Annotated in this window: 23 protein-coding genes; 9 read left to right on the top strand and 14 right to left on the bottom strand. The window is 65.5% G+C overall.

Annotated elements, in window-relative coordinates:
* Positions 1-129 precede the first annotated feature (129 nt).
* The 3 genes from OEX18_05685 (at position 130) to OEX18_05695 (ending at position 2205) form a co-directional block, all read left to right on the top strand.
* The gene (locus OEX18_05685) at positions 130-1029 is read left to right on the top strand and encodes a cobalamin B12-binding domain-containing protein (protein MDH4336753.1); all 900 of its coding nucleotides are present in this window, start codon (positions 130-132) and stop codon (positions 1027-1029) included.
* Positions 1030-1260: 231 nt separating this feature from the next.
* Positions 1261-1662 (top strand): fasciclin domain-containing protein, encoded by a 402-nt coding sequence (locus OEX18_05690; protein ID MDH4336754.1) that lies wholly within the window; start codon positions 1261-1263, stop codon positions 1660-1662.
* 87 nt (positions 1663-1749) lie between these two features.
* Entirely contained in the window at positions 1750-2205 is a 456-nt protein-coding gene (locus OEX18_05695; GenBank protein ID MDH4336755.1) for an SRPBCC family protein, read from the top strand.
* Here the strand turns inward: OEX18_05695 and OEX18_05700 are convergent.
* A complete protein-coding gene (locus OEX18_05700) occupies positions 2202-2570 on the bottom strand; it encodes a response regulator (GenBank protein MDH4336756.1) in 369 nt (122 codons plus the stop codon). The genes OEX18_05695 and OEX18_05700 overlap by 4 nt on opposite strands.
* Before the next feature lie 337 nt (positions 2571-2907).
* On the opposite strand from OEX18_05700, the gene OEX18_05705 reads away from it, so the two are divergent.
* Genes OEX18_05705 through OEX18_05715 form a run of 3 tightly spaced genes read left to right on the top strand, consistent with a single transcriptional unit; the run spans position 2908 to position 7402 of the window.
* Complete coding sequence (locus tag OEX18_05705) at positions 2908-3669, top strand: MBL fold metallo-hydrolase (protein ID MDH4336757.1); 762 nt, start codon at positions 2908-2910, stop codon at positions 3667-3669.
* A gap of 18 nt (positions 3670-3687) precedes the next feature.
* The gene (locus OEX18_05710) at positions 3688-5760 is read left to right on the top strand and encodes a phage holin family protein (GenBank protein ID MDH4336758.1); all 2073 of its coding nucleotides are present in this window, start codon (positions 3688-3690) and stop codon (positions 5758-5760) included.
* A gap of 7 nt (positions 5761-5767) precedes the next feature.
* Positions 5768-7402, top strand: a complete 1635-nt coding sequence (locus tag OEX18_05715; protein MDH4336759.1) for a response regulator — start codon at positions 5768-5770, stop codon at positions 7400-7402.
* Here the strand turns inward: OEX18_05715 and OEX18_05720 are convergent.
* Positions 7391-7612, bottom strand: coding sequence for a SelT/SelW/SelH family (seleno)protein (locus OEX18_05720; GenBank protein MDH4336760.1), 222 nt, complete (start codon positions 7610-7612; stop codon positions 7391-7393). The genes OEX18_05715 and OEX18_05720 overlap by 12 nt on opposite strands.
* Before the next feature lie 198 nt (positions 7613-7810).
* Here OEX18_05720 and trkA point away from each other — a divergent pair, with 198 nt between their 5' ends.
* Genes trkA through OEX18_05735 form a run of 3 tightly spaced genes read left to right on the top strand, consistent with a single transcriptional unit; the run spans position 7811 to position 11774 of the window.
* Positions 7811-9154, top strand: a complete 1344-nt coding sequence (gene trkA, locus OEX18_05725) for a Trk system potassium transporter TrkA (GenBank protein MDH4336761.1) — start codon at positions 7811-7813, stop codon at positions 9152-9154.
* A complete protein-coding gene (locus tag OEX18_05730) occupies positions 9155-10591 on the top strand; it encodes a TrkH family potassium uptake protein (protein ID MDH4336762.1) in 1437 nt (478 codons plus the stop codon).
* Between the two features lie 31 nt (positions 10592-10622).
* Positions 10623-11774: an SGNH/GDSL hydrolase family protein gene (locus OEX18_05735; protein MDH4336763.1), complete on the top strand. Its 1152-nt coding sequence runs from the start codon at positions 10623-10625 to the stop codon at positions 11772-11774.
* 350 nt (positions 11775-12124) lie between these two features.
* Here OEX18_05735 and OEX18_05740 read toward each other — a convergent pair whose 3' ends face one another.
* The 12 genes from OEX18_05740 to OEX18_05795 all read right to left on the bottom strand — a co-directional run bounded on the left by OEX18_05740 (position 12125) and on the right by OEX18_05795 (position 24365).
* Positions 12125-12586, bottom strand: a complete 462-nt coding sequence (locus tag OEX18_05740) for a polymer-forming cytoskeletal protein (protein ID MDH4336764.1) — start codon at positions 12584-12586, stop codon at positions 12125-12127.
* Between the two features lie 95 nt (positions 12587-12681).
* On the bottom strand, positions 12682-13482 hold the full coding sequence (locus OEX18_05745; protein ID MDH4336765.1) for a M23 family metallopeptidase: 801 nt from the start codon (positions 13480-13482) through the stop codon (positions 12682-12684).
* A gap of 6 nt (positions 13483-13488) precedes the next feature.
* Complete coding sequence (locus OEX18_05750; GenBank protein ID MDH4336766.1) at positions 13489-14358, bottom strand: ParB/RepB/Spo0J family partition protein; 870 nt, start codon at positions 14356-14358, stop codon at positions 13489-13491.
* Positions 14348-15112 (bottom strand): AAA family ATPase, encoded by a 765-nt coding sequence (locus OEX18_05755; protein ID MDH4336767.1) that lies wholly within the window; start codon positions 15110-15112, stop codon positions 14348-14350. The genes OEX18_05750 and OEX18_05755 overlap by 11 nt, the downstream gene beginning before the upstream one ends.
* 6 nt (positions 15113-15118) lie before the next feature.
* A complete protein-coding gene (locus OEX18_05760; protein ID MDH4336768.1) occupies positions 15119-16231 on the bottom strand; it encodes a right-handed parallel beta-helix repeat-containing protein in 1113 nt (370 codons plus the stop codon).
* 356 nt (positions 16232-16587) lie between these two features.
* Entirely contained in the window at positions 16588-16938 is a 351-nt protein-coding gene (locus OEX18_05765) for a hypothetical protein (protein ID MDH4336769.1), read from the bottom strand.
* Between the two features lie 21 nt (positions 16939-16959).
* On the bottom strand, positions 16960-17214 hold the full coding sequence (locus tag OEX18_05770) for a hypothetical protein (protein MDH4336770.1): 255 nt from the start codon (positions 17212-17214) through the stop codon (positions 16960-16962).
* A gap of 16 nt (positions 17215-17230) precedes the next feature.
* Positions 17231-17869 carry a class I SAM-dependent methyltransferase gene (locus OEX18_05775; protein MDH4336771.1) on the bottom strand — a complete coding sequence of 213 codons (639 nt, stop codon included), beginning with the start codon at positions 17867-17869 and terminating at the stop codon, positions 17231-17233.
* Positions 17866-19722: a tRNA uridine-5-carboxymethylaminomethyl(34) synthesis enzyme MnmG gene (gene mnmG / locus OEX18_05780; protein ID MDH4336772.1), complete on the bottom strand. Its 1857-nt coding sequence runs from the start codon at positions 19720-19722 to the stop codon at positions 17866-17868. Before mnmG ends, OEX18_05775 begins: the two co-directional genes overlap by 4 nt.
* A 60-nt stretch (positions 19723-19782) precedes the next feature.
* On the bottom strand, positions 19783-21150 hold the full coding sequence (gene mnmE / locus OEX18_05785) for a tRNA uridine-5-carboxymethylaminomethyl(34) synthesis GTPase MnmE (GenBank protein MDH4336773.1): 1368 nt from the start codon (positions 21148-21150) through the stop codon (positions 19783-19785).
* Positions 21151-21183: 33 nt separating this feature from the next.
* Positions 21184-22119, bottom strand: coding sequence for a hypothetical protein (locus OEX18_05790; protein MDH4336774.1), 936 nt, complete (start codon positions 22117-22119; stop codon positions 21184-21186).
* Positions 22110-24365: a TonB-dependent receptor gene (locus tag OEX18_05795; protein ID MDH4336775.1), complete on the bottom strand. Its 2256-nt coding sequence runs from the start codon at positions 24363-24365 to the stop codon at positions 22110-22112. The genes OEX18_05790 and OEX18_05795 overlap by 10 nt, the downstream gene beginning before the upstream one ends.
* Positions 24366-24536: the final 171 nt, after the last annotated feature.

Consider the following 24536-nt stretch of genomic DNA (forward strand, 5'->3'; position numbering starts at 1 on the left):
ATAGATGAACGCACGGTCGGTGTCAAGCGTGAATATGTAAAATTCTTTGACATCGTCCGGACAAGTGAGTAAGGTTTCGGCATGAGCCCAGAAAAATCTCAGCCAGATTCTCAGCATCCCATCGGCGTCGTGGCCTCCCGAACCGGGCTCCCCCAGGATCTGATCCGGGCGTGGGAGCGCCGCTACGAGGCCGTCACCCCCCACCGGGGGGAGACGGGCCGTCGGCTCTATTCCGACGAGGACATTGAGAAACTGCGCCTGCTGCGCCGGGCGGTGGCCGGGGGTCGCCGGATCAGCGATGTGGCGGGACTGTCAATCGGCGCGCTGCGGGCGCTGGTGGCCGGAGACCGGGATGAGACCGGCGCGGCCTCCGCGACGCCCGACGACGCCGCCGCCCCGGGCCGCGTCTCTCCCGAGGCCCTGCTGGCCGAGGCCATCGAAGCGCTCGAAGCGCTGGACCGGCGCGGCCTGGAACGTGTGCTCGCCGAGGCCACGGTGCAACTGAGCGCACCGGACGTGCGCCAGCACCTCATCGTCCCGCTCCTCGATACCATCGGCCGTCGCTGGCAGGAAGGATCGCTGCGCATCGTCCACGAGCATCTGGCCAGCACGATCGTCCGCGCGTTCATGAGCGCCAACCGCAACGGCCACGACCGCGAACGCGCACCGAGAATCGTCATCACCACACCCGCGGGACAACACCACGAGCTCGGCGCACTCATGGCGGCCGCGGTGGCGGATGAGAGCGGTTGGGACGTCTACTACCTGGGCGCCAACCTGCCCGCCGAAGAGATCGCCGCGGCGGCGCGACAGCTGCGCGCGCGCGCGATCGCCTTGAGTGTGGTGTATCGCAACGGCGACCACGCCCCCGATGAGATCCTGCGCCTGCGCGAACTGGTTGGAACGCTTCCCATCTTCGTGGGCGGGCGCGCCAGCGAGGCGTTGTGCAACAAACTCACCGACGCCGCCATTGCCTGTCCGCGGGACCTGGCCGAGTTTCGCGCCGAACTCCAGTCCGTACTCGCCTGATCGCCACCGCTTTTTTTTGACACGGCAGCGTTTCGTTTGGAGATTACGCGTCGACTGGCCCGTTCGGGCACCAGTCACGGACCATTCATTTCAGGAGGAAAAACAATGAAGTCGAGAAACTCTCTGGCGACCCTCGCCGTTGTGGCGACGGTCGTTGCGGTGGCGGGGCTCGCCGTCGCGGGTGACTACAGCAAGAAGAAGGACGATGCCGCGAAGGCGGCGGCGTCCAGCATGACCATCTTCGACACGGCCAAGGCGGGTGGATTCTCCACGCTGATCGCAGCCGTCGAGGCCGCCGGGCTGCAGGAGGCACTCTCCGGCAAGGACGATCTCACCGTTTTTGCGCCCACCGACGAGGCCTTCAAGAAGATCCCGCAGGAAGACCTGCAGGCCCTGCTGGCCGACAAGGAGGCGCTGAAGTCCGTTCTTCTGTACCACGTGGTCGCGGGCGAGGTGACGTCAAAGGACGTCATGAAGCTCAAGTCGGCCAAGACGCTCGAGGGTGACGAGATCAAGATCGACACCACCAAGGGCGTGAAGATCAACAACGCCACCGTCACCAAGGCAGATGTCATGGCGAGCAACGGCGTGATCCACGTGATCGACACCGTCCTCATCCCGCCGACAAAGTAGCTGTCTTCAGGAGTCCGTGACGGCACGGTGTCCGTCCCAGTGGTGGGCCGGCCGGCATCGTGCCTCACGGACTCGCTCGAGAATCCCATGCACACACTCATCCGCGAGCAACTTATCGAGCGCCCCGTCGAGGAGGTCTTCGCCTTCTACGCCGACGCGCGCAATCTGGAGCGCATCACGCCACCGTGGCTCAGCTTCCGCATCCTGACCGACGCCCCGGTGGAGATGCGGCCCGGTGCACGCATCGACTACAGGATCCGCGTGCATGGCGTACCCATGGTATGGACGTCTGAAATCCGGGAATGGGAGCCGCCACGCCGCTTCGTCGACGTGCAGATTCGGGGGCCGTACCGCGTGTGGGAGCACACGCACGAATTCGACGCCGTCGCGGGCGGAACCCTGGTTCGCGATGTGGTGAACTACGAAGTGCCCGCGGGTTGGCTGGGCGAAGTGGTTCGCCGCATGGTGGTGGCGCGCGATGTTGCGGCTATATTCGCGCATCGCCGCGAGGCGCTCGCGGAGATCTTCTCAACCCGGGCCTAGCCGGCGGCTCCGAGAATATCGCGGACGGCAGCTTCGATATCCGTCACGGAGAAAGGCTTCTCAACCACCCGTGTGGCCCCGAGGAGCTGCGCACTCTGCAGGAACACGCGATTGCTCGGCGAGCTGATCGCGATGCACTTGGTCATGGGGCTTTCGCGCTGGAGGTACATGATGACCTCCAGCCCGTCCTTCTCCGGCATCAGGATATCGGAGATGACGATATCGAAGGTCTGCTTGCGGAGCATCTCGATGGCCCGCTTGCCATCCGGGGCTTCCAGGACCTCGTATCCAGCCTTGGCCAGAGAGTCGTGCAGCATGCCCCGAATCTCCGGTTCGTCGTCAACAACAAGTATGCGGCGCTTCATGGTGCACTCCCAAATTCCCGCAACCCCCCCGGGAACAACCCGGAGGCCGACGCGCCCGCGGAAGCCGGTAGGGTTACCGGCTGACCATGCCCTGTATCCCAAAGTCTACCCGCAAAGTACCCGTCAATCAATTGCAAATCCTCAAAGCCCTTGCCCCGCTTATGCCAGCCTCGGCTTGCCCATTGCTTCTTAACGTTTCCTTTTCGGGAAAGGGCTTGCCCGGACGGCGCTGGCTGCTATATTGCCCGTGACCGCCACGACAAGGACCCATCGACCCAACGTGATTACAAACGACTTACGCCCGCCGAGTGGCGGGCAACTTGCACCAGACCGGCGCATGCAGGAACTGCTGCACATCACCTACATCGGCCACGCGACCTGCCTGATCGAGATGAACGGCGTGCGCCTGCTGACGGACCCGATTCTGCGTGACCGCATCGGCTATATCACGCGCCCGCGCCGCCGCCTGCACCCCTCCTGGCTGCGGGACATCGACGCGGTCCTGCTTTCGCACATGCACCTCGACCACCTGGACCTGCCCTCGCTGCGGCGGATCGGCCGCGACGCGCGCCTGGTGGTTCCGGCGGGAAGCGCGCGCCTGCTGAGGCGCGACGGCTTCTACAATGTCGAGGAAGTGCGCCCCGGCGACCTGACCCGCGTGGGGCCGGTTTCCATCGAGACCACCTGGGCCACCCACGACGGCGCCCGCCACCCCTTCGGCCCCACCGGCGAGGCGGTCGGCTACATCGTCCATGGCGAGGCCGCCGTGTATTTTGCGGGCGACACCGACATCTTCCCCGAAATGTCCGACCTCCACGGGGCACTCGACGTGGCCCTGCTGCCCGTCTGGGGCTGGGGACCGACCCTCGGCGAGGGGCACATGAACCCGCGCCGGGCGGCCGAGTCGCTCACCATGCTGCGTCCCAGGGCGGCCATCCCCATCCACTGGGGCAGCTTTGCGCCGTTCGGAATGCGCTGGTTCCGCCCCCGCTTTCTCTCCAGCCCGCCCTTCGACTTTGCCGACCACGCGAGCGAGCTCGCGCCCGAGGTCAGCGTTCATGTCGTGAGGCCCGGGAACCTGTTCCGTTTGGCCAACTGATCGTCAATAATCAACCCGATGACGTCATCGGGCCGAACGCTCCTCGCGGTGGTGCGCCGCGTGGTCGTCCTGTGGGCGCTCGAGGTGATTGCCCTGTGGACGCTGGCGCGCGCGCTCCCGGGCTTGAGCCTGGACGGATGGGACGCCGCCATCCTGGGTGTCGCGGCCATCGCGCTGCTCAACGCACTCGTGCGCCCGCTGCTGCTGTTCCTCACCCTCCCGTTCACCGTGCTCTCGTTTGGATTGCTCACCCTGGCGCTCAACGGGGTGGTGCTGTGGCTGGCGACCCTCGCGGTACCGGATCTGCACCTGGCCGACTTCGGAACCGGCGTCATCGCCGCGCTCGGCCTCACCCTCACCAACACGCTGGGCGCGTACGTATTCGCATTCAATGACGAGGAGTCCGTCTACCGCAATGTGATGCGGCGCATCGCGCGCCGCTCGGTGCCCGCCACCGCAACCCGTAACCCGGGGCTGGTGCTCATCGAGTTCGACGGCGTGTCGGCATCGTTGCTGGAACTCGGGATCGACAAGGGCTACCTCCCCACGATGGCAAAGTGGCTCCGGTCCGGGACGCATCGCCTGGCACACTGGGACTGCGGGGTGCCGTCACAAACCTCCTCGAGCCAGGCGGGTATCCTCTTCGGCAACAATTTCGACATCCCCGCGTTTCGCTGGTTCGACAAGTCCGCCGGCCGCATGATGGTCTCCAGCGACCCCGGCGATGCGATGCGCACCGAGCAGCGCGTGTCACGCGGCAAGGGCCTCCTGCACACCGACGGCATCAGCGTGTGCAACATGTTCACCGGTGATGCGCCGCGCAGCATCGCCACCATCAGCGCGTTCTCCTCGCCAGCACGCCAGGTGCGGCGCGCATCGCCACTGTACTTCTCGTTCTACCTGAGTCCCTACAGTTTCACACGCGCCCTGGTGCTGACCATTCGCGAGCTGGTCGTTGAGTGGTGGGAGAGCAATCGCCAGCGCCTCCGCCGTGTGCGGCCGCGTGTCGGGCGCGGCGGCCTGTTTCCGCTCTTGCGGGCCATGTCTACGGTGGCGCAGCGCGATCTCGGCACCTACACGCTCATGCACGAGATGTTCGCCGGCGTTCCCGTGGCCTATATCACCTACGTCGGTTACGACGTGGTCGCGCACCACGCGGGTCCCGAGCGGCCCGACGCGTTGCGGGTGCTGCACGATCTGGACCGGCGGGTGGCGATGATCGAGCGCGCAGCGGTGGACTCGCCGCGCCCGTATCGCTTCGTGGTTCTCTCCGACCACGGCCAGACGCGGAGCGTACCGTTTCGCCAGTTGTACGGGTTCCGCCTCGAGCACGTGGTGCGCGAGCTGCTCAGCGGGCCGCGTTCCGTGCACGCGCCCCCGGGCAAGACGGAAGGCTGGGGCCACCTGAACACCCTGCTCACCGAGGCGATCCGCTACGACCGCCTCACCGGCCGCACCACGCGGCGCCTTCTCCGGCGCCGGACGCGGGAAAACCTGGTGGAGCTGGGACGGGATCCGGTGGCGGGCGACGCCGAAATCGTGGTGTGCGCGTCGGGCAACCTGGCGCATATCTACTTTCGCTATCCGGCGGAGCGCTTGACGCTGGAGGAGATCGCTGCCGACCACCCCGGGCTCATCGAGGGGCTGGTGGGCCACGGCGGCATTGGATTCGCGATGGTACGCTCGTCCCAGCACGGCGCGGTCGTCATGGGCCGCGACGGTGTCCGCTACCTCGCCGAGGGCCGCGTGCACGGCGCCGATCCGCTGGATGGCTACGGGGAGCACGCGGCGCGCCAGCTGGCGCGCCTGGAGGGCTTCCCGCACTGCGGTGACATCGTGCTCAACGGCCGCTACGACCCGTCCACCGGTGAGGTGGTTTCGTTCGAGGAGATGGTGGGCGCGCATGGCGGGCTCGGGGGGCCCCAAACCGACGCCTTCATCGTGCACCCTTCGGACTGGCCGCTCCCGGAGGGAAGGATCGACAACCCCGAGGTGCTCTTCCGCGTGTTCACGAACTGGCGCGACGCCCTCCAGCGTGGCGAAGAACCGTCCGGCGGCCGCGTGGACGCCCTCCCCCGCGATGCCCTATAGTTGACCGATGAGTCCCGGCCCACGAGAACCCAACAACAAGTCCCCCGAGGCGCTGCGGCGGGAGCTGGAAGAACTCCGCGCCGTCATCGCACGCTACCGCGAACGCGAGTCCCTCGCGCGCGACACCGAATTGCGCCTTCGTTCGGTGGTCGAGAGCGCGCCCATCGTCCTGTTCGCCATGGACGCCGATGGCCGTTTCACACTTTCCGAGGGGCGCGGACTGGAACCGCTGGGCCTCAAGCCCGGCCAGGTGGTGGGCATGTCCGCGTTCGAACTGTACAAGCACACGCCGCAGATCCTTAAGAATATCCGCGCCTGCCTCGCCGGGGAATCGGTCAACGAGGTGGTGTACGTCGGCAACGCGGTGTATGAGACGCTTTACTCACCGCGCATCGACGAAGCGGGACAGGTGGCGGGCATCGACGGGATCGCGTGGGACGTGACCGACCGCATGCGCGCCGAGAAGGCGGCGACGGACTTTCAGGCGCAGCTCCTGCAGGCGCAGAAGATCGAGACCATCGGTACGCTGGCTGGCGGCATCGCGCACGACTTCAACAACATCCTTTCTCCCATTCTCGGGTATACCGACATCGCCATGGACCTGCTCGAGGCCGGCCATCCCGCGCGCGAAGACCTGCAGCAGGTACTGAATGCCGCCGGGCGCGCGCGCGAGCTCGTGCAACAGATCCTCATCTTCGCCCGCCGCGGGGACCAGCAAAAGCGCCCCGTGCAACTGCACCTGGTAATCCAGGAGGCACTCAAACTCATCCGCTCCACGCTTCCCACCACCATCGAGATCTCGCAGCGGATCGCCAACCGCAACGACGCGGTGCTGGCGGATGCCGGGCAGATGCACCAGATCATCATGAACCTGTGCACCAACGCCGCCTATGCGATGCGCGCGCAGGGTGGGGTGCTGCGCGTCGAGCTGGAGCGTCGTGCCGTGGACGAGGAGGAGGCATCGACGCTGCCGGGGATCGCGGCCGGGGAGTACGTGGTGCTGACGGTGGCGGACACCGGGGAGGGCATGCCCGAGGACATCGCCGCGCGGGTGTTTGAGCCCTTCTTCACCACCAAGCCATCCGGCGAGGGAACCGGGCTTGGCCTCTCGGTCGTCCACGGAATCGCGCACAGCCACGGGGGCGAGGTGATGGTGGAGAGCGTGCCTGGCGAGGGCAGCGTGTTTCGTGTCTTTCTTCCCGCCGCCGAACCCGCTGCCGCCGGTGAAACCGCGCATTCGGGGCCGGAAGGCCACGCAAGGGGGGAACACGTGCTGGTCGTCGACGACGAGCCGGAGATCGTACGCATGCTGACCCGCATGCTTGAATCCCGCGGCTACCGCGTCACCGCCTTCACGTCCAGCGAACGGGCCCTGTCGGCCTTCCGGGACAATCCCGACGCTTTCGACGCCATCATATCGGACCAGACCATGCCCCGCATTACCGGGCTGGCGCTCGCGCAGGCGGTGCGCGAAGAGCGCCCCGACGTGCCGGTCATCATCACGACGGGTTACGGGGAGAAGGTCACAAGCGAGTTCCTGCAGCGCGACGTCGCCGGTTTCGCCGCCAAACCGTTCGACGCCTCCACGCTCACGGCGACCCTGCGCCGGGCACTCGATGCCGCGGGCGCATCAGACGCGTAACGCACTCACGATCTCGGCGTCGGAGGGGAAACGCCCGCTTTCCTTCTTGGAAAAGACCAGGCGGTCGCCGTGGCGGATCTCAAATGCGCCGCCCTTCGACTTGATCAGTTCGATCTCGATGCCGGGAAACGCCTTTTCCAGGGTGGCCTTCAAACTGAGGGCCCGGGGGGTGTAGTCTCAGGGTATGCAGTATTCGATGGAAACGCGCATGGGGCAGGACTCCCTTGTGTCCACGGGTTTCGGTCACGATACGGCAAGCGCGCGACCGCGTCAAACGCCATGGTGCCGCGCGCGCCGCGGGACACGGACCCCGGACCCGGTTGCAGCGGGTTGGCGATTCATGTAGTATGTCTCGCTTGACCAAGCAGTTGCGCGCGCAGGCAACCTGTTGGAGCACGGGAAGAAGCTATGCGAATCCTGATCATCGGCGCCGGAGACATCGGCTTCACGCTGAGCCGCCGGCTCGCGCGTGAGAAGGCGGACATCGCCATCGTCGAGAGCAACCCCGCCCGCGCCAACCGCGCGCGCGAGCAGATGGACGCGCTTGTGGTGGAAGGCCACGGTGCGAGCATCCAGGCGCTGCGCAAGGCGGGCGTGGAGAGTGCCGACCTCGTCGCGGCGCTGACGGACAACGACGAGGTCAACATCCTCGCCTGCCAGCTGGCCAAGAAGGCCGGCGTCAAGACCACAATCGCGCGGGTACGCAATCCCGAGTACACCCTCCCCGACTACGCCCTCACCGCCCGCGACCTCGGGGTGGACCACTTCATCCATCCGGAAAAGGAAACCGCGGACACCATCGTGCGGCTGATCCGGCAGGCGAGCGCCACCGACGTCATCGACTTCGAGAACGGCAAGATCCGCCTGGTGGGCGTGCGCCTGGAGGCGGACTCGCCGCTGCTGCGCACGCCGCTGTCGCGCCTGGTGGAGCGGTTTGGCAACCCGCCCATGCGCATCGTGGCCATCCAGCGCAACCAGAGCACCATGATCCCGCGTGGTGAAGACGAGATGATACCGGGAGACCAGGTCTTCGGCATCTGCGACCCCGCGTACGTGCCCGAGTTCATCAATCTCACCGGCAAGAAGAACATCAAGGTAGAGAACGTGATGATTCTCGGCGGGGGTTTGATCGGGCAGTTCGTGGCGCGCGAGCTCAGCGGCTCCATGAACGTGAAGCTGGTGGAGAGCAACGCCGAGAAGACCCGCGAGATCGCCGAGCTGCTGCCCGACACGCTCATCATCCAGGGCGACGGCACCGACATCGATCTGATGGCGGTCGAGGGCCTCATGGACATGGACGCGTTCGTCGCCGCCACCGGTGACGACGAAACCAACATCATCTCCACGCTGCTCGCCCGGCACCTGCAGGTGCCGCGCACGGTGGCACTGGTGAACAAGGTGGTGTACCTGCCCATCACGCCCACCATCGGCATGGACGCGGTGGTGAGCAAGCAGCTGCTGACCGTGAACGCGGTGCACCACTTCATCCAGAAGCAGGAAGTGGCCGCGATGGCCAGCGTGCCGGGCATCGACGCACAGATCATCGAGTACATCGTGCAGGACCGCGACAAGATCACCAAGAAACCCATCAAGGATTGCAGCTTCCCGCGCAACGCCATCATCGGCGCCATCATGCACGAGGACCGGCTCATCATTCCCCGCGGCGATACGCGGGTGCAGGCGGGCGACCGCGTGGTCGTGTTTGCGCTGCCCGGGGCGCTCGACGCCCTCGACAAGCTCTTTATCAAGTAGATGCGCCCCTCACGAATTCTGCATCTTCTCGGTGCCCTGCTGATGTTCATCGGCGTGGCCATGCTGGCGCCGATTCCCTTCTCGCTCTACTACCACTCCGGCGACCACTTTGCCTTCGCGGGTGCCGCCGGCGGAGCGCTGCTGCTGGGCTTCCTGTTGCGCCGGTTGACGCACTTCGAGGGCGAGTTGCGCCACCGCGAGGCCTTCGTCATCGTGGCGCTCACGTGGATTTCCTTTTCGTGCGTCGGCTCGCTACCCTACATGATCACCGGCGCCATCCCGTCCTTCACCAACGCATTCTTCGAGACCGCGTCGGGCTTCACCACCACCGGCGCCTCCATCTTGACCGACATCGAGGCGTTGCCGCGTGGCGTGCTGCTCTGGCGCGCGCTCACGCAATGGATCGGGGGCATGGGAATCATCGTCATGTCGCTGGCGATTCTGCCCTTCCTGGGCGTCGGCGGCATGCAGCTCTACAAGGCGGAGCTCATGTCGGCCGCGGACCGGCTGACTCCGCGCGTCACCCAGACCGCGAAGATCCTGTGGGGTGTGTACGCTGGTATGACCGCGCTGGAGGCGACGCTGCTGGTCCTCGGCGGGATGAGCGTGTTCGACGCCCTGTGCCACTCGTTCGCCACCATTGCCACCGGCGGGTTCTCCACCCGCAACGCCAGCATCGCCGCGTTCGACAGCGCCTACATCCAGTACGTCATCGCGGCGTTCTGCTACCTGGCGGGCATCAACTTCTTCCTGCACTACCGGATCGTGAAGGGAGACGCGAAGTCGTTGTTCCGCAACGTGGAGTGGCGCTCCTACTCGCTGATCATCGCCATCGCGGTGACGGTGGTGTTTGCAAAAGTGGCCCCGGCCTACCCGAGCATCGAGCGCGCCTTCCGCGACTCCTTCTTCCAGGTCGTCAACATCATGACCACCACGGGGTTCGCCACCGCCGACTACGAGTTGTGGCCGTACCTGTGCCAGTTCGTCCTGCTGGGGCTCATGCTCATCGGGGCGTGCGGGGGTTCCACCGGCGGGGGCATGAAGGTGGTCCGGGTTCACATCCTGTTCAAGTTCGTGATCCGCGAGATGACCCGCCTGCTGCATCCGCACGCGGTGGTCCCGGTGCGGCTGGGGAAGACGGCCATGGACCGCGACCTGGTGGCGAACATCCTGGGCTTCGCCATTCTGTACGGTGCCACCTTCTTTCTGGGCACGCTGGCCATGACCGCCATGGGCAACGACATCGTGACGTCGCTGGGCGCCGTGGGCGCCTGCCTGGGGAACGTGGGCCCCGGCCTGGGCGCGGTGGGACCCACGGACAACTACGCGCACCTGTCGCACGCCGCACGCTGGTTGCTCTCCCTGCTCATGTTGATGGGGAGAATCGAAATCTACACCCTGGTGATCCTCTTCTTCCCCTCGTTCTGGAAGAAGTGACGCCGTCCTCCGTTTGGGCTACGCTGCTGCCATGAGTCCATCCCCGCGCTCGCGTACCTTTCTTCTCGCCCTGGTATCGCTGGTGTTCGCGTTCGCCGCGGTCGAGGTAACGCTGCGCCTGGCGGCGCCGTTTCCCAACCCGTACGGTGACCCCGAGGCGCTGCGGGTCAACCGGTACATCCGCTTCGAGTACCCGCCACACTACGCGGCGGTGACCGAAGCCGAGCCGGGCCTGCCCGGCCTCTCGGGTCGCAACCACTTCACCACCAACAACATGGGTTTTCGGGGCGATGACCTCGTGCGTCCCAGGCCGGCCGGCGAATTCCGGGTGTTCCTGGTGGGGGGCAGCACCTTCGAGTGCTTCTACATCGGCGACCAGCAGGAGATCGGCCGCGTGATCCAGGACGCGCTGCCCGCACTTCCCGACGGACGCACCGCCCGGGTTTACAACGTGGGTTTGTCGGGTGCGGCCAGTGATGACCACATCGCCATGATCAGCCAGCGGCTCATCCACCTGCAGCCCGACCTCATCGTGGTGTTCGCCGGGATCAACGATCTGACCCGCTCCATCTTTGGCTTCGACTACCTGCACTACGTGGATCCGCACGCCGGCGAACGGCCGTGGTACAAGCAGTTCGCCATGAACTTTCAGATCGCCCGCCGCCTTCACCGCCTCAAGACCCGCATGACACCGGACGCACGCACGGTGCAGGAGTCACGCCCGCTTGTTTCCAACTACGCGCGGCGCATCGAACTGCAGCGAAGCGGGACGCCCGCGACGTCGCACCCGCGCACCGACACCGAAAGCTACGCGCGCAACCTGCGCTCCATCGCGGGCATCGCGCGCGCCAACGGGTGCGCGCTGGTGTTCATGACCCAGCCCACCACCTGGAACAGCACCGTGGACCCGGAGGCCCGGGCGCGGTCGTGGATGCGCTACCGCGACGGCGTCACCTACGGCGAGGCGGAGATGGATGCGGCGATGGCGCAGCTGAACGACGTCATGCGCATGGTGGCCACCGAGAGCGCCGTACCGGTGTGCGATCTTGCCGCCACGTTGCCAAAGTCCCTCGAGTTCTTCTACGACGATTGTCATTTCAACCCGGCCGGGGCGTCGCGCGCGGGCGAGTTGCTGGTCCGGGCGATCGCCGGATGTTGCCTCGACACGCCCGTCGCACGCTGAACACCAGCGCGACACGAACCATAATCCCAGCGGTTGCAAATGGTTATTGCGCGAGGCTCGCGCTCCGCCCGTGGCCTCCCGGGCGAAGTATCAAGGTTTCCAACCAGTTAGAACGACCGCCCGGGCCGCCAGTGTGGACAACGCCGCCTCCCTTTCGGGCATGGCCGTGTTAACACCTTGTTACATAATGCGTTACGCGACACGTGGCCGAGGCGGGACTTATTAACAGGAACCCCGCCAGCTGTGGACAACTCACCCGGAATGGGTAGCAAATCGGCCGGCACCAAAAGAAGACGCCCCCGGACGAATCCGGGGGCGTGTTCTGGATCGGTTCTCTCGAACGAGAGCGTCTAGCGGATGTTCGCGGGCTCGGGCTTGCGCTCTTCCTTGCGCGCCGCCCAGTCCTTATTGGCGCTGGTGCTGTCCTGGTGGGACACCGTCGTGCTCGTGCTGCCGGCGGCCGAACCCATCTTGCAGTTGCCCTCGAAGAACACGCCCTCGTCGATCACCAGACGACCGGTCTGGATGTCGCCCTCGACGTGCGAACCGCTCTGCAACTCGATCTTGTTCGCCGCAGCGATGTTGCCGATGAGCTTGCCGCCGATGACCGCGTTCTTCACCTTGATCTCGCCCTTGACCACACCCGTCTTGCCGATGATGAGGGTCTCCGGGCACGAAATGTTGCCTTCGAAGGTCCCGTCGATACGCATCGTTCCCTGGATCTCAATGTCACCCTTGATCTTGCAGCCCTGGCCGAGCATCGAATTCAACGTGGCCTGGCCGGTGGTGATTCCGTCGTCCTTACCAAACATGACTTTCGCCTCCTCGTTCGATTGAGTCGCGCCTTTGAAGCCAGACTTCAGCATAAGAACCGGACCCTTCTTCAGTTGATGCGAGTGATCGGCCGCTAGTTCAGCAGGTACTTCCGCGGATCGACCGGCACACCATTCTCGCGCACTTCAAAATGAAGATGCGGGGCCGTGCTTTTACCGGTACTCCCCACGAAGGCGATCGTCTTGCCGCGCGCCACCCTGTCCCCGACACTTACCAGATTTCGGGTATTGTGTCCATAGACCGAGCGGATCCCGTAGCCATGATCGATCTCCACCTCCCACCCGTAGGTCTCGTCGAATCGACTGATCTCAACGATACCATCGGCCGCCGCATATACCGGTGTGTTTCTCGGGGCAGCAATATCCATACCCGGGTGATATTGTTGACTCTTCTCCCCGCCCGTTACGAAGAATTCCCTTGTCACATAGCCTTTTAGCGGCCACATCGACGGCATTGCCTCCAGCATGAGGCGCTGCTCCTCGGGCCCCACCCCCCCATCTTCTTCCACCTTCTTGATGGATGGACTCTTGGCAGTCGGTGAAAGGCTGGCCACGAGCAGGCTGTCCTCCGGCGAGAGGGGGATCCCCAGCATCCCTTTGACCTGGAGCCGGAAGACCTGGAGGTTCTCCAGCTCGGACCGCAGCGAGTCGACCTGGGCGAGCTGGAACTTGAGGCGGTCGTTTTCCCGGCTCACGTTTACCGAGCGCTGGGCCAGCCCGGCCAGACGTCCGTATGTGATGACGAAGGCGGCCATCGACACCCCGGCCAGACCGAGGAGCGCCAGAAAGACGACGACCAGCCGGTAGGAAACGCGGAAGCTCCACGTCGTCCGGTTGTCGTGGGGAACGATGATGACCGAGAACTGTTTCGACATCCGTGGTCAGCGGGGGAGCGGCACGCTCATGAGTGCCGCGAGCCGCTCAAAGTCGTCATAGGAATAGAACTCGATGGTGACGTGCCCCTTGCCGCCGCGCTTCTCGTTGATAGACACCCGGGTACCCAGGTGTTGCGCGAACGCCTTCTCGAGATCGGCGATGTAGGCCGGCTTCTCCCGGGCGGGTCTGCCCCCGCTGCTCTTCTTCTCACGGACCAGCCCGACCGCCACCTCCACCTGGCGCACGCTCAGGTTCTGCTCGACGATGCGGCGCGCCAGCACCAGCTGTTCCTTCTGGGTGGTGAGCGAGAGCAGCGCGCGCGCGTGGCCACCGGTGAGCGCACCCGACTCCACCATGCGCTGCACCTCCTCGGGCAGGTTCAAGAGCCGCAGCGTGTTGGACACCGAGCTGCGGTCGCGGCTCACCATGGCGGCGAGATCCGCCTGCGACATGCTGAACTCGGTGATCAGCCGGCGATACGCCTGGGCCTCTTCGATGGCATTGAGGTTCTCGCGCTGGATGTTCTCGACGATCGCGAGGCGCAGCGCGTCTGAATCGCGCACGTCGCGGATGACCACGGGGATGGTGGGCACGCCCGCCAGCCGGGCGGCCTGCAGGCGCCGCTCGCCCATGATCAGCTCGTAGCGCGACCCCTTGCGCCGCACCACCACGGGCTGCAGCACGCCGTCGGTGCGGATGCTCTCCGCCAGTTCCTTGAGGCGGTCGTCGTCAAAGCGCTTGCGGGGCTGAAACGGATTGGCGTCCACCGTTTCCAGCGGGATGTGCGTGGGCACCTCATCGGCCCTGGGTTCCACGCTGCCCACGGTGGGAATGAGTGCATCGAGTCCGCGTCCCAGAACCTTCCTATTGGACATCGCCAATCACCTCGCGCGCCAGGTCGAGGTAGCTCTTCGCACCCTGGCATTGAACGTCGTAAAGAATGATGGGTTTACCGAAGCTCGGCGACTCGCTCAACTTGACGTTGCGCGGGATCACCGTCTTGAACACCTTGTCGCCGAAATAGTTGACCGCTTCCTGCGCCACCTGGCTCGTCAAGTTGAGGCGCTTGTCGTACATGGTGAGCACCACGCCCTCGATGGCAAGCGCCGGGTTGAGTGAGGCCTGCACGCGCTTGACGGTGGAGAGCAACTGCCCGAGTCCCTCGAGCGCGTAGTACTCGCACTGCAACGGAATCAGCAGCGAGTCCGCCGCCGTCAATGTGTTCACGGTGAGAAAGCCCAGGCTGGGTGGGCAGTCGACCACCATGTAATCGTAGTCTTCGCGCACCTTCGAGAGCGCCAGCTTGAGCCGGAACTCGCGCCGCGGCTCGGCCACCAGCTCCACCTCCGCGCCGGCCAGCGCGGCACTCGCCGGCAGCACGTGCAGAAACGGCATTGGCGACTCCACGATGGCATCGCGCACGAGGGTCTCGTCGAAGAGAACCTCGTAGACGGTGTGCTTCAGCGCGGCCTTGTCGATGCCGGCGCCCGAGGTGGCGTTGGCCTGCGGGTCCATGTCGACCAGCAGCGTGCGCCGCTCCGCGGCGGCGAGGCTCGCGCAGAGATTCACGGCGGTGGTGGTCTTGCCCACACCGCCCTTCTGGTTGGTAACCGCGATGATCTTTCCCATGGTCTCCTACGGTGTGCAGTTGGGTGGCGTGGTGAATGGGTTCGCGGTGAGCCACGGATCGGTATCGACGCGTGTCTGCACGAGCACGGGAGCGTCGAGTGAATCGTGGATGGTCGCGTCGATGGCGGACTGGCTGGTCGCGCCAAAATAGTTGCAGGTCGCGCTGAGTGTGGTCACGCCGGTGCCGTTCGGGAAACCGTTCTCGAGGTAGATATTGGACACACCGGAACCCACGCCGTTGCCACTGAAGGCGTTGAAATGAATGGCGGGGAAGGAGGCCCGCGCCAGCGTGATCCCGCGCAGCAGGTTGTTCTCGATCCTGTTGAACTCCACAATAATGGACGCGGCCACGGGCTGGTCGTCGATGTTCACAACCAGGCCGCTCTTCGCGTTGAACTTGATCTCACAGCCTTCGATGCGTACGGAATCCGGCAGGGCGGTGCTCACGTTGTTTCCGATCGCGATGCCATCCACGGCCCCGTTGCTCACCTCGGTGTCGATCACGCGGAGCATCCCCGAACCATCGTGCCGGACACCGGCCCCGCCACTGCACACGATGGCACAGTCGTTCAGGGTTGCGCTCGCGTTGTTGATGAGCCACACACCATTGAGCGCGTACCACACCTGGGTGTGATGGAGCTCGATCTCGCCATCGGACGGCGGGCCGGCAGACGTGAATCCGCGGATGCCGATCCACCAGCCGCGTTCGTCGCCGCACTGCAGGCCGCGCAAGTTGGGCCGGATAATCACGGGCTCGGCATCGGTGCCGTTGGAAACGAGGCGGCCGCTCACATCGATCACCGTCTGCTCGTTGTCCAGCAGGATCTCGACACCCGCCTCGATGCTGGTCTCCGTACCGGCATCGACGGGAAGGATGGGATTGGCTGGATCGAGGCTCACGATGTACGGCGAGCGCGACTTGATGAACGTCGCCTGGGCACCGCTGGACGACCAGCAGACCTTGATGGGCTCGGTGATCCGGCGCGTGAAGTTGCCGTCGGTGACGGAGACGACCACGGTGTCTTCGCCGACCGTCGCCGGCACGGCCCAGCTCATGACGGTGTTGGCGGCGTTCTGAGGGGTGAGCGCGCCGCGCGTGATCGACCAGGAGACGGTCATGGGATCCCCGTCGGCGTCGTCAACTGCAACGGAAAGTATTGTGGATGTGTTTCTTACAGCCCCAAGCTTGGCAAATCCAAACGCGATCGTGGGCGGGCGATTGACCGGCTCGGTCCCGGTCTCGGTACTCCCCGAGCACGCTAAGGTGAAAGCGGCCAGCACGCACAGCAACCGACGCATAATTATGTAATTCCTTTCATATCAAGCGATTAGACTGTTCGTGGGGAGGGCCCTGTCCTGGGCTCACAATAGCGGCAGCGGCGTTACGGAATCAAGGAGTTTGTCAGCGCTTCCCGCGGCCCTTCGGCGGCCCTGCGGTAGCCCCTTCGTTCCGGTGGTTTCACGTGAAACAGCGACTAGGACTTCGGTCGCATCCCCGGCTGCAGTGTTCCGTACATTTCGGGATCCTCGTCGAATGTCGCCGCGTTCTCCGGCGACGCCAGGTAGAACTGGCGGCCGTCGAACAGCCGGTGGGGACTATCCGACCCGGGGATGAAGCGCTCCCGCGTCACGGGATCCGTCACGCCGCCCGTGTACCTCCACGGTTCGGCCTCGAATTCCTCCCGTGCCGCGTCCGAGCCCACATAGTAGACCTCGTAGTTCACGAACACGCGGTGTTCGGCGTCGATGATGGCCGGCTGCTCGGGGTGGACCGCACACGAGAAGGTGGCGTCCATATCGATCAAATAGGGGTCCGGGCCTTGCACGAAGGCCACCGCGCACGGGCTTCAGCAGAAGCCGACGGGCTCGCCATTGACGTAGACCGGTGGCATTTTGGGGTTCAGCTTCACCTTGCGGACGGCGCAGCGCTCGTTGATGGAGACGAGGCCGGTTTCGAAATAGCGAATGCGGGGGAACGAGTCCTGTTCGCTCACGAATTCACCCAGCACCATGTGCTCGACGGGCTCGTCCTTCCCGCCGCACGCCACAACCACCGCGATTCCAAGCGCCAGAGCGATAACGCGCCCTCGAATTCCACGCATTACGGTCCCTCCTTCGTTAATCGGCGCCGCGCACCTGGTATTGCGCGTAGTTGCCGTAGTCTCCCGCCTCGCTCCCAACCAGTTCAATGGCCTTTCCAAGCCGTTGCGGAAGATCCACTCCGGCAGGAATCGTCCCCAGGAACAACCCGCCGGCTGAGAGCAGCGGTTCCACGCCCGGGGCGATGTCCGCCGGCGCGCCGACCGCCATCGCCACCGCAATGCCGAACGCTGCCCGCAACGGGTCCTGTATGGCCGCCTCCTCGATTGAACCCGCGAACACCTCCACGTGCGTCAACCCGAGACGCAAAACCTCTGCGCGCAGGAATGCGGCGCGCCCCAGCTTGCGCTCGACCAGGAGGAAATGCCATTGCGGCTCCGCCAGGGCCCACACCATGCCGGGGAAGCCGCCCCCGGATCCTACGTCGACGCAGCGCGCCGGAGATGCAACCCCGCGTGCGCGCGCGAGTGTCAGCAGTTCCACGCTTTCCAGGACCAGGCGCTCGCACGCGGCCAGTGGATCGCGCCGCGACACCAGGCCCAGCTGCGGATTCCAGCGCAGCAGATCCTGAATATAGGCGAGAAGCGGGCCCGGGGGAAGGCTAGAATTAAGCGTAATTGCTTTATTTACAATAACTTGTGAGGTTAGCTCGCTCATGAGGCGGCGCGGCGGTGCCGCTCGAGGTGGACCGCAAGGATGGAGAGATCCGATGCGCGCACACCGGCAATCCGCGACGCCTGGCCCAGTGTCTCGGGGCGGACGCGGGAGAGTTTCTCGCGCGCCTCGGTGCTGATGCCACCAAGGTCATACTGGAACCCCACCGGGATGGTTCGTCCGTCGAGGTCGCGCAGCGCGCGGACATCCCGCGCCTGGCGCTCGATGTACCCTTCGTACTTGATGGCACACTCCACGCGTTCATCGAGCACGGCGTCGAGGCCGATGTTCGCAACGTCGCGCAGGTGTGCGATGCGAACCCCGGGCCGGCGCAGCACCTCGGCGAGGGACGCACCGTGACGAACCGGCTCCAGGCCCGCCGCCGCAAACGATACGTTGCCGTCCGCCGGAAACTGCGCCTTGCGCAGGGAGTCGATGTGGCTTCGCACCGCATCGCAGCGCACGAGCACGCGATCGCGCACCGCGTCGTCCACCAGTCCCAGCCGGTGTCCCGTTTCCACCAGGCGCTCATCGGCGTTGTCCTGGCGCAACAGCAATCGAAACTCGGCGCGGCTGGTGAACATCCGGTACGGCTCGTCGATGTCCTTGGTGGTGAGGTCGTCGATGAGCACGCCGATGTACGCCTCGTCGCGCCGCGGCACGAACGGCGCCTCGCCGCGTTGCGCCAGAATGGCATTCACACCCGCCACGAAGCCCTGCGCGGCCGCCTCCTCGTAGCCCGAGGTGCCGTTGACCTGCCCCGCAAAGTACAAACCGGTCACGAACTTCGACTCCATGGTGCGCCGCAGCTGGTCCGGTGGAAAGAAGTCGTACTCGACCGCGTAGCCCGGGCGCGCCATGCGCGCATTCTCCAGCCCGGGGATCGACGCGAGGATCTCGAGCTGCACGTCCGCCGGCAGGCTGGTGGAAATACCGTTGAGATACAGTTCCGGGTGATCCAGCCCCTCGGGCTCCACGAACACCTGGTGGCGGTCCTTGTCGGCAAATCGCACCACCTTGTCCTCGATACTCGGGCAGTAGCGCGGGCCGATACCCTCGATGACGCCGCCATACAAGGGCGAGCGCGAAAGGTTCGCGCGAATGACGTCGTGCGTGCGCGCGGTTGTAAACGTGAGGTGACACGGCACCTGGGGCAACTCAATACGATCTGTCCTGTGGGAGAACGGGATCGGCGGGTCGTCGCCGGGCTGCAGCTCCATGCGCGACACGTCCACGCTGTCGCGAAACACGCGCGGCGGCGTGCCCGTCTTGAGGCGCCCCGTGCGCAGCCCCAGTGCGGTGAGGCTGGCGGTGAGGCCGTTGGCCGGGGGCTCGCCCTCGCGGCCGCCCCGGGTCTGCGTCTCACCGGTGTGCATGAGTCCGCGCAGGAAGGTCCCCGTGGTGAGAACGCATGCGGGCGCCGAGATCACCGCCCCGGTTGACAATCGAACACCGCTGAACCCGGCCGGGCCGTTGACAATGGCGGCCACTTCGGCCTCGGTAATTGTCAACATTGGCTGGGCCGCCAGGGTGGCCTGCATGAGGGCCGCGTAGCGGTATTTGTCAACCTGGGCCCTGGGTGACCATACCGCCGGGCCCTTGGCCCGGTTCAGCATGCGGAACTGGATGCCCGCCCGGTCCGTCGCGCGGGCAATTTCGCCGCCCAGCGCGTCGAGTTCCTTCACCAGATGGCCCTTGGCCAGGCCACCCACGGCGGGATTGCACGGCATGTGGCCAATGCGATCACGCCGCAGCGTGAGCAGCAGCGTGCTGGCCCCCATGCGTGCGGCGGCCAGCGCGGCCTCACAGCCCGCGTGCCCGCCGCCAATTACAATGATATCGTAGCGATCTATCATTCGGAATGTTGACAATAACCGTGGTCGTTTGTTTACAAAGCACAGCTCAAAAGTTGACAATCACTTTCCAATGCAGAACCGCGAGAAGATGACGTCCAGGAGATCCTCGCGGTAGCGGCGTCCCGTTGCCTCTTCATAATAGGCGAGGACATCGCGCGCCCGAACCGCCAGGAGCTCCAGGGTCTCGCGGTCGCGGATGGCGCGCCCCAGGTCGGCCAGCGGTTCGCGGGCGGCCGTGAGCAGCGCCACCAGCCGCGCGTTCAGGATGCCGCGATCGCGGGCCATCCGCGTGAGATCGTCCGAATGCGCCAGCCGCAGCAGCGCGGACTTGAGCGCCGGAAGCCCGTCTCCGGTTTCGGCCGACACCTGCAGCGCACCGGGCCAATCAAACCGCCGCGGCCGGTCGATCTTGTTTACTACCACGATTGCGCGGGTCGCGTCGAGCCGCTCGATGGAAGCGCGCTGTTCATCGGTGAGCGGTTCGCTCCCATCGATGACATACAGGACGACATCCGCCGATCCGGCGGCGTCACGCGCCCGGTCCATGCCGATGGACTCGATGCGGTCCGGGCCCGATTCGCGCAGGCCGGCGGTGTCGTGGAGCACAAAGGGGATGCCCTCGATGGCGAGGGTTTCGCGCAGGACGTCGCGGGTGGTGCCCGGGATCTCGGTGACGATGGCGCGGCTCTCACCCACCAGGCGGTTGAAGAGGCTGCTCTTGCCGGCGTTCACCGGCCCGGCGATGACCACGCGGTAGCCGTCGCGCAGGGGCCGGGCGAAGGCGGCGGACGCGAGCAGGTTGTCGATCTCCGCGCGCTGGCGCTCGATGACTGCCAGGGCATCGGGGATGTTGAGCGCGTCGATCCCCTCCTCGACAAAGTCGATGTTGGCCTCGATCAGTCCCAGCAGCCCCAGCATGCCGTCGGCCAGGGCGTCGATACGCTCGGACAGTGCCCCGCGCAGCTGACGCTCGGCCACTGAGCGCTGCAATTCTGTGCGGGCATGGATGAGATCCGCCACGGCCTCGGCCTGGATCAAGTCCATCTTGCCGTTGAGAAAGGCGCGGCGGGTGAACTCCCCCGGCTCGGCGGGACGGACGTCCAGGGAGAACAGGGTCTCGAGTATCCGCGCCACGATGGCACTGCCGCCGTGGCAGGAAACCTCCGCCACGTCCTCGCCGGTGTACGACTCGGGCGCGCGCATCACCGCCGCCATCACCTCGTCGATCGCGGCGCCATCCGGGGCCACGAAGCGGCCGTGGTAGAGGCGCCGGTGCTCCCACTCGCCCGCAAACCGGTCTCCGGACATGGAGCGCATCACGGTGGACAGCACCGCCAGGGCGCCCTCACCGGAAACGCGAATGACGGCGATGCCCGACTCCCCCGGCGGGGTCGCCAGGGCGGCGATGGTGTCGGTATGAAGAGACATCAGCCGCTGATTCTAGCACGCGTGCGCGCCTCGTTACGGCGCGTTGACGTAGAAGCCGATGGAGTCCGAGGCCAGCGAGCCGAACAGCCCCACCCCGCCGTCGACGTGGAACAGCGGTGGCACCGTGTTGTCGCCCGCCTCGCCGCCAAACCCGAAGCCGCCCTGGCCCAGCACCGGGTCGGTGCGGGCGAGGTCGTACCAGTTGCGGTCCATCTTGAACACGCGCACCTTGTAGCGCCCCTCGTAGTAGATGGCGAACCACGGTGCGCGCAGGTAGGCCTGGGTGGGCGCGAACGGCGGCGACTGGTTCTGGCGCGTGAAGTTGTCGACGTCCTCGTCGTCGAGGAAGCTCGTGTCCACCAGCAGCGGCGAGTCCAGATCGAGGCTCTCGAGGCCCACGAGGTAGCCCTGCGCGGGGTCATTCTCCAGGCGGACTTCCAGGAGTCCCTTGCTGAAGGTGAGCTGGTTCAACGTGTACAGCGTGTCCGGGTTGCTGGGAAACTCGTCAAACGTGCGCAGGGTATCTTGCACGGTCTGTCCGGCGTCATCCAGCAGCACCCACTCGCGCACGCGTAGCGCGCCGGGTGTGGTGGTGGTGGCCTTGACCACACGGTTGTCAGGGAGGGTAACTGTGAGGCCATAGATCACATCGCTATGAACAAGACTATCGGGGAACATGGGTACGTACAGCCCGTGAGTCTCATTGATGTAGGGCATCCTGATGCGGCTGCCCCACTCAATCACCACCCGCGCCCCATTGATCCCCGCCGCCTCATAACTAAACGGCTGGTTCGGCAGCAGTGTTTCCGTCACGTACACGTTCGGGAATGGCTTCCCCACCACCATGGTCGCATCGATCACCGGAACGCCCGCGCCGCCGGGTGCAAAGAACTCGTCGTCGCTGCGCTCAGTGGAACACGCCGGCAACACCATCATCATCAACACAAGCAGCAATCGCCTCAGAACCATACCGTCACCCCGAGACTGGGAATAATGGGCAGCATGCGCGCCACCGTCACGTCCACGACCTCTTCCGTGCGGTCGTACTGCACGAACCACTCGTTGCGCCGGCTGTAGAGGTTGAACACTTCGATCATCCATTCCGCGCGGGCCCCGAAGAGCTTGAAGTCCCGCGCCACCGACACGTCGAGGCGGTTGTAGGGCAACAGACGCGCGCTGTTGCGCTCACCCTGGATCAACTGGATGTCGTCGGGTGTCACCCCGGTGGCCGGGTCGCGAATGGTGTAACGCGACGCCACCGGCGTGAAGGCCTGCCCGGTGGCGTACACGAACGCGCCTCCGAAGCGCCACTTGCCGCGCCGGTACTCGCCCGCGGCACTCAGGTCGTTGCGCCGGTCGTACTTGGGCGGGAACTGCTGTCCGTTGTTCAACTCCGGGAACTCGCGCCGCGTCCATCCCAGCGTGTAGCCGATCCACCCCGTCACCGGGCCGATGTCGCGGCGCGCGAACAGCTCGACACCCGTAGCATAGCCGGTCCCATTCAAATAGAAGATGTCGTCGGCGGTCTCGAGCGTCGCGTTGGCCGGCGTGGTGTTGTCGAGGGACACCAGGTTGGAGAGGTCCGTGTAGTACCCCTCGATCGAGAACAGCGTGGAGGGCCGCCAGCGCCAATCGAGGCCCGCCACCGCCTGCCACGACTGGCCGATCTCCGCGGTGCCGTCGATGGGCACGTAGAAGTCCGCGGCGGAGACCGCCTCGGTGGCCACCAGCTGCATGTACTGGTGGTAGATGCCGCCCGCCAGCTTGAGGCGCACCGTCGGTGTGAGCTCCTGGGCAAAGCCGGCGCGCGGCTCAAACAGCCAGCGCTCTCCGTCGTCGATGTAGCGCACGCGCGCACCGAGGTCGAAGGTGGTCTCCGCCCACGGCGTCCAGCGGTCGGAGAGAAACGCCGCGGCCTCGAACGGCTTGCGCCGGTAACTCACGATGGTTTCCGAGTTGAAGTCCTGGTTGAAGCCCACGTTGTACTTGATCGCCTGAAGACCCGCGCTCAGCGTGTGGCGCAGCCCCACCTCCCAGGCGAGTTCGGCGGCCGCGGTCACGTCCCGGATGTCATTCTCGATGGAGATGGGCGTGGTGAATGCACTCGCGGTGGTGGTGCTGCCGTAATCGCTGAAAGAGAGGCGTGCCGTCGCGAGCAGCGCATCGCTGAACGCGCGAATATAGGCCCCGCTCGCCACCGTGTTGCCCCAGTCCAGCTTGAGACTCGTCCCCACCCCGAGGTCGAAATCCAGCGCATCCGATCCGTTGTATGCGGAGAACTCCAACCGTCCGCCCCCGGCGGGCACCGAGAGCTTTGCGTTGAGATCGTAGAAGAAGTAGTCGGGCACCTGCGTGTCCTCGTCGCGGATGACATTGAGCAGCGGCTCGAGGTGTGTGCGCCGCCCGTTGACCGCCCACGACGCGCGGCCCAGAGGGCCGTTGAGCGACAGGCGCGTCGCGATGGTGCTCACCCCCACCTTGCCGTTGAAGTTGCGCGTGGCGATCTCGCGCGTGCGCACGTCGAGCACCGCACTCAGGCGGCCGCCGTTCTCGGCCGGGTACGCGCCCTTGTACAGATTCACCGCACCGGTTGCGTCGGGGTTGAAGGTGGAGAAGAAGCCAAAAGCGTGGGTGGGATTGTAGACGGTGGCCTGGTCGAGCAGCACCAGCGTCTGGTCCGGCCCGCCGCCGCGCACGTAGAGCGCGCTGGAGAAGTCCGACGCCGCCTGCACGCCCGGCAGCAGTTGCAGGCTGCGGATGGGATCACCCTCGGCGATGCCCGGGAGCGACGAGAGCTGGTCGCCGCGGATGGAGACGAAGCCCGGCTGGACGGCGCCGATCCTGGTGTACCGGTCCTCCTCCACCACGATCTTCTCCACCGGCACCGGTTCCACCGTGAGGGTGGCATCGAGGGTGTAGTCGTAGCCCTCCCGCACGACCAGGCTGTCCTCGCGCACGGTGTAGCCGATGCGCGAAAAGCGCACCAGGTAGCGCCCGGGGGGGATGTTTCCAAAGACGTAACGGCCGTTGTCGAGCGTCATGACGCCCTGGGCCTGCTCGTCGCCCGCGTCGGAACGCCCCAGCACCTGCACGGTCACGTACGCAATCGGCTCGCGCGTCTCGGCATCGCGCGCCACACCGCTCAGCACGGCCGCGTACACCGACGCCGGCAGGAGAGCGAGAATCAACAAGAGAATGAGTGCGCGTCGGGTCATGAAGTCACAGGGGATGCGTGCCCGGGCGGCCGAGTAATCAATCTACGAAAGGGGTCTGGGCGCCGCAACGGTTCCCGGGCATGTGCGATGGTGCTCCGTCGCGACTTCCGCAGCGCGATTTCAAATGTTTCGCGCGAGGACCATGAGCGGAGGAGCGGCGTCGCACACGCC

The organism is Candidatus Krumholzibacteriia bacterium, assembly GCA_029865265.1.
In the GTDB taxonomy this organism is placed as follows: Bacteria; Krumholzibacteriota; Krumholzibacteriia; order WVZY01; family JAKEHA01; genus JAKEHA01.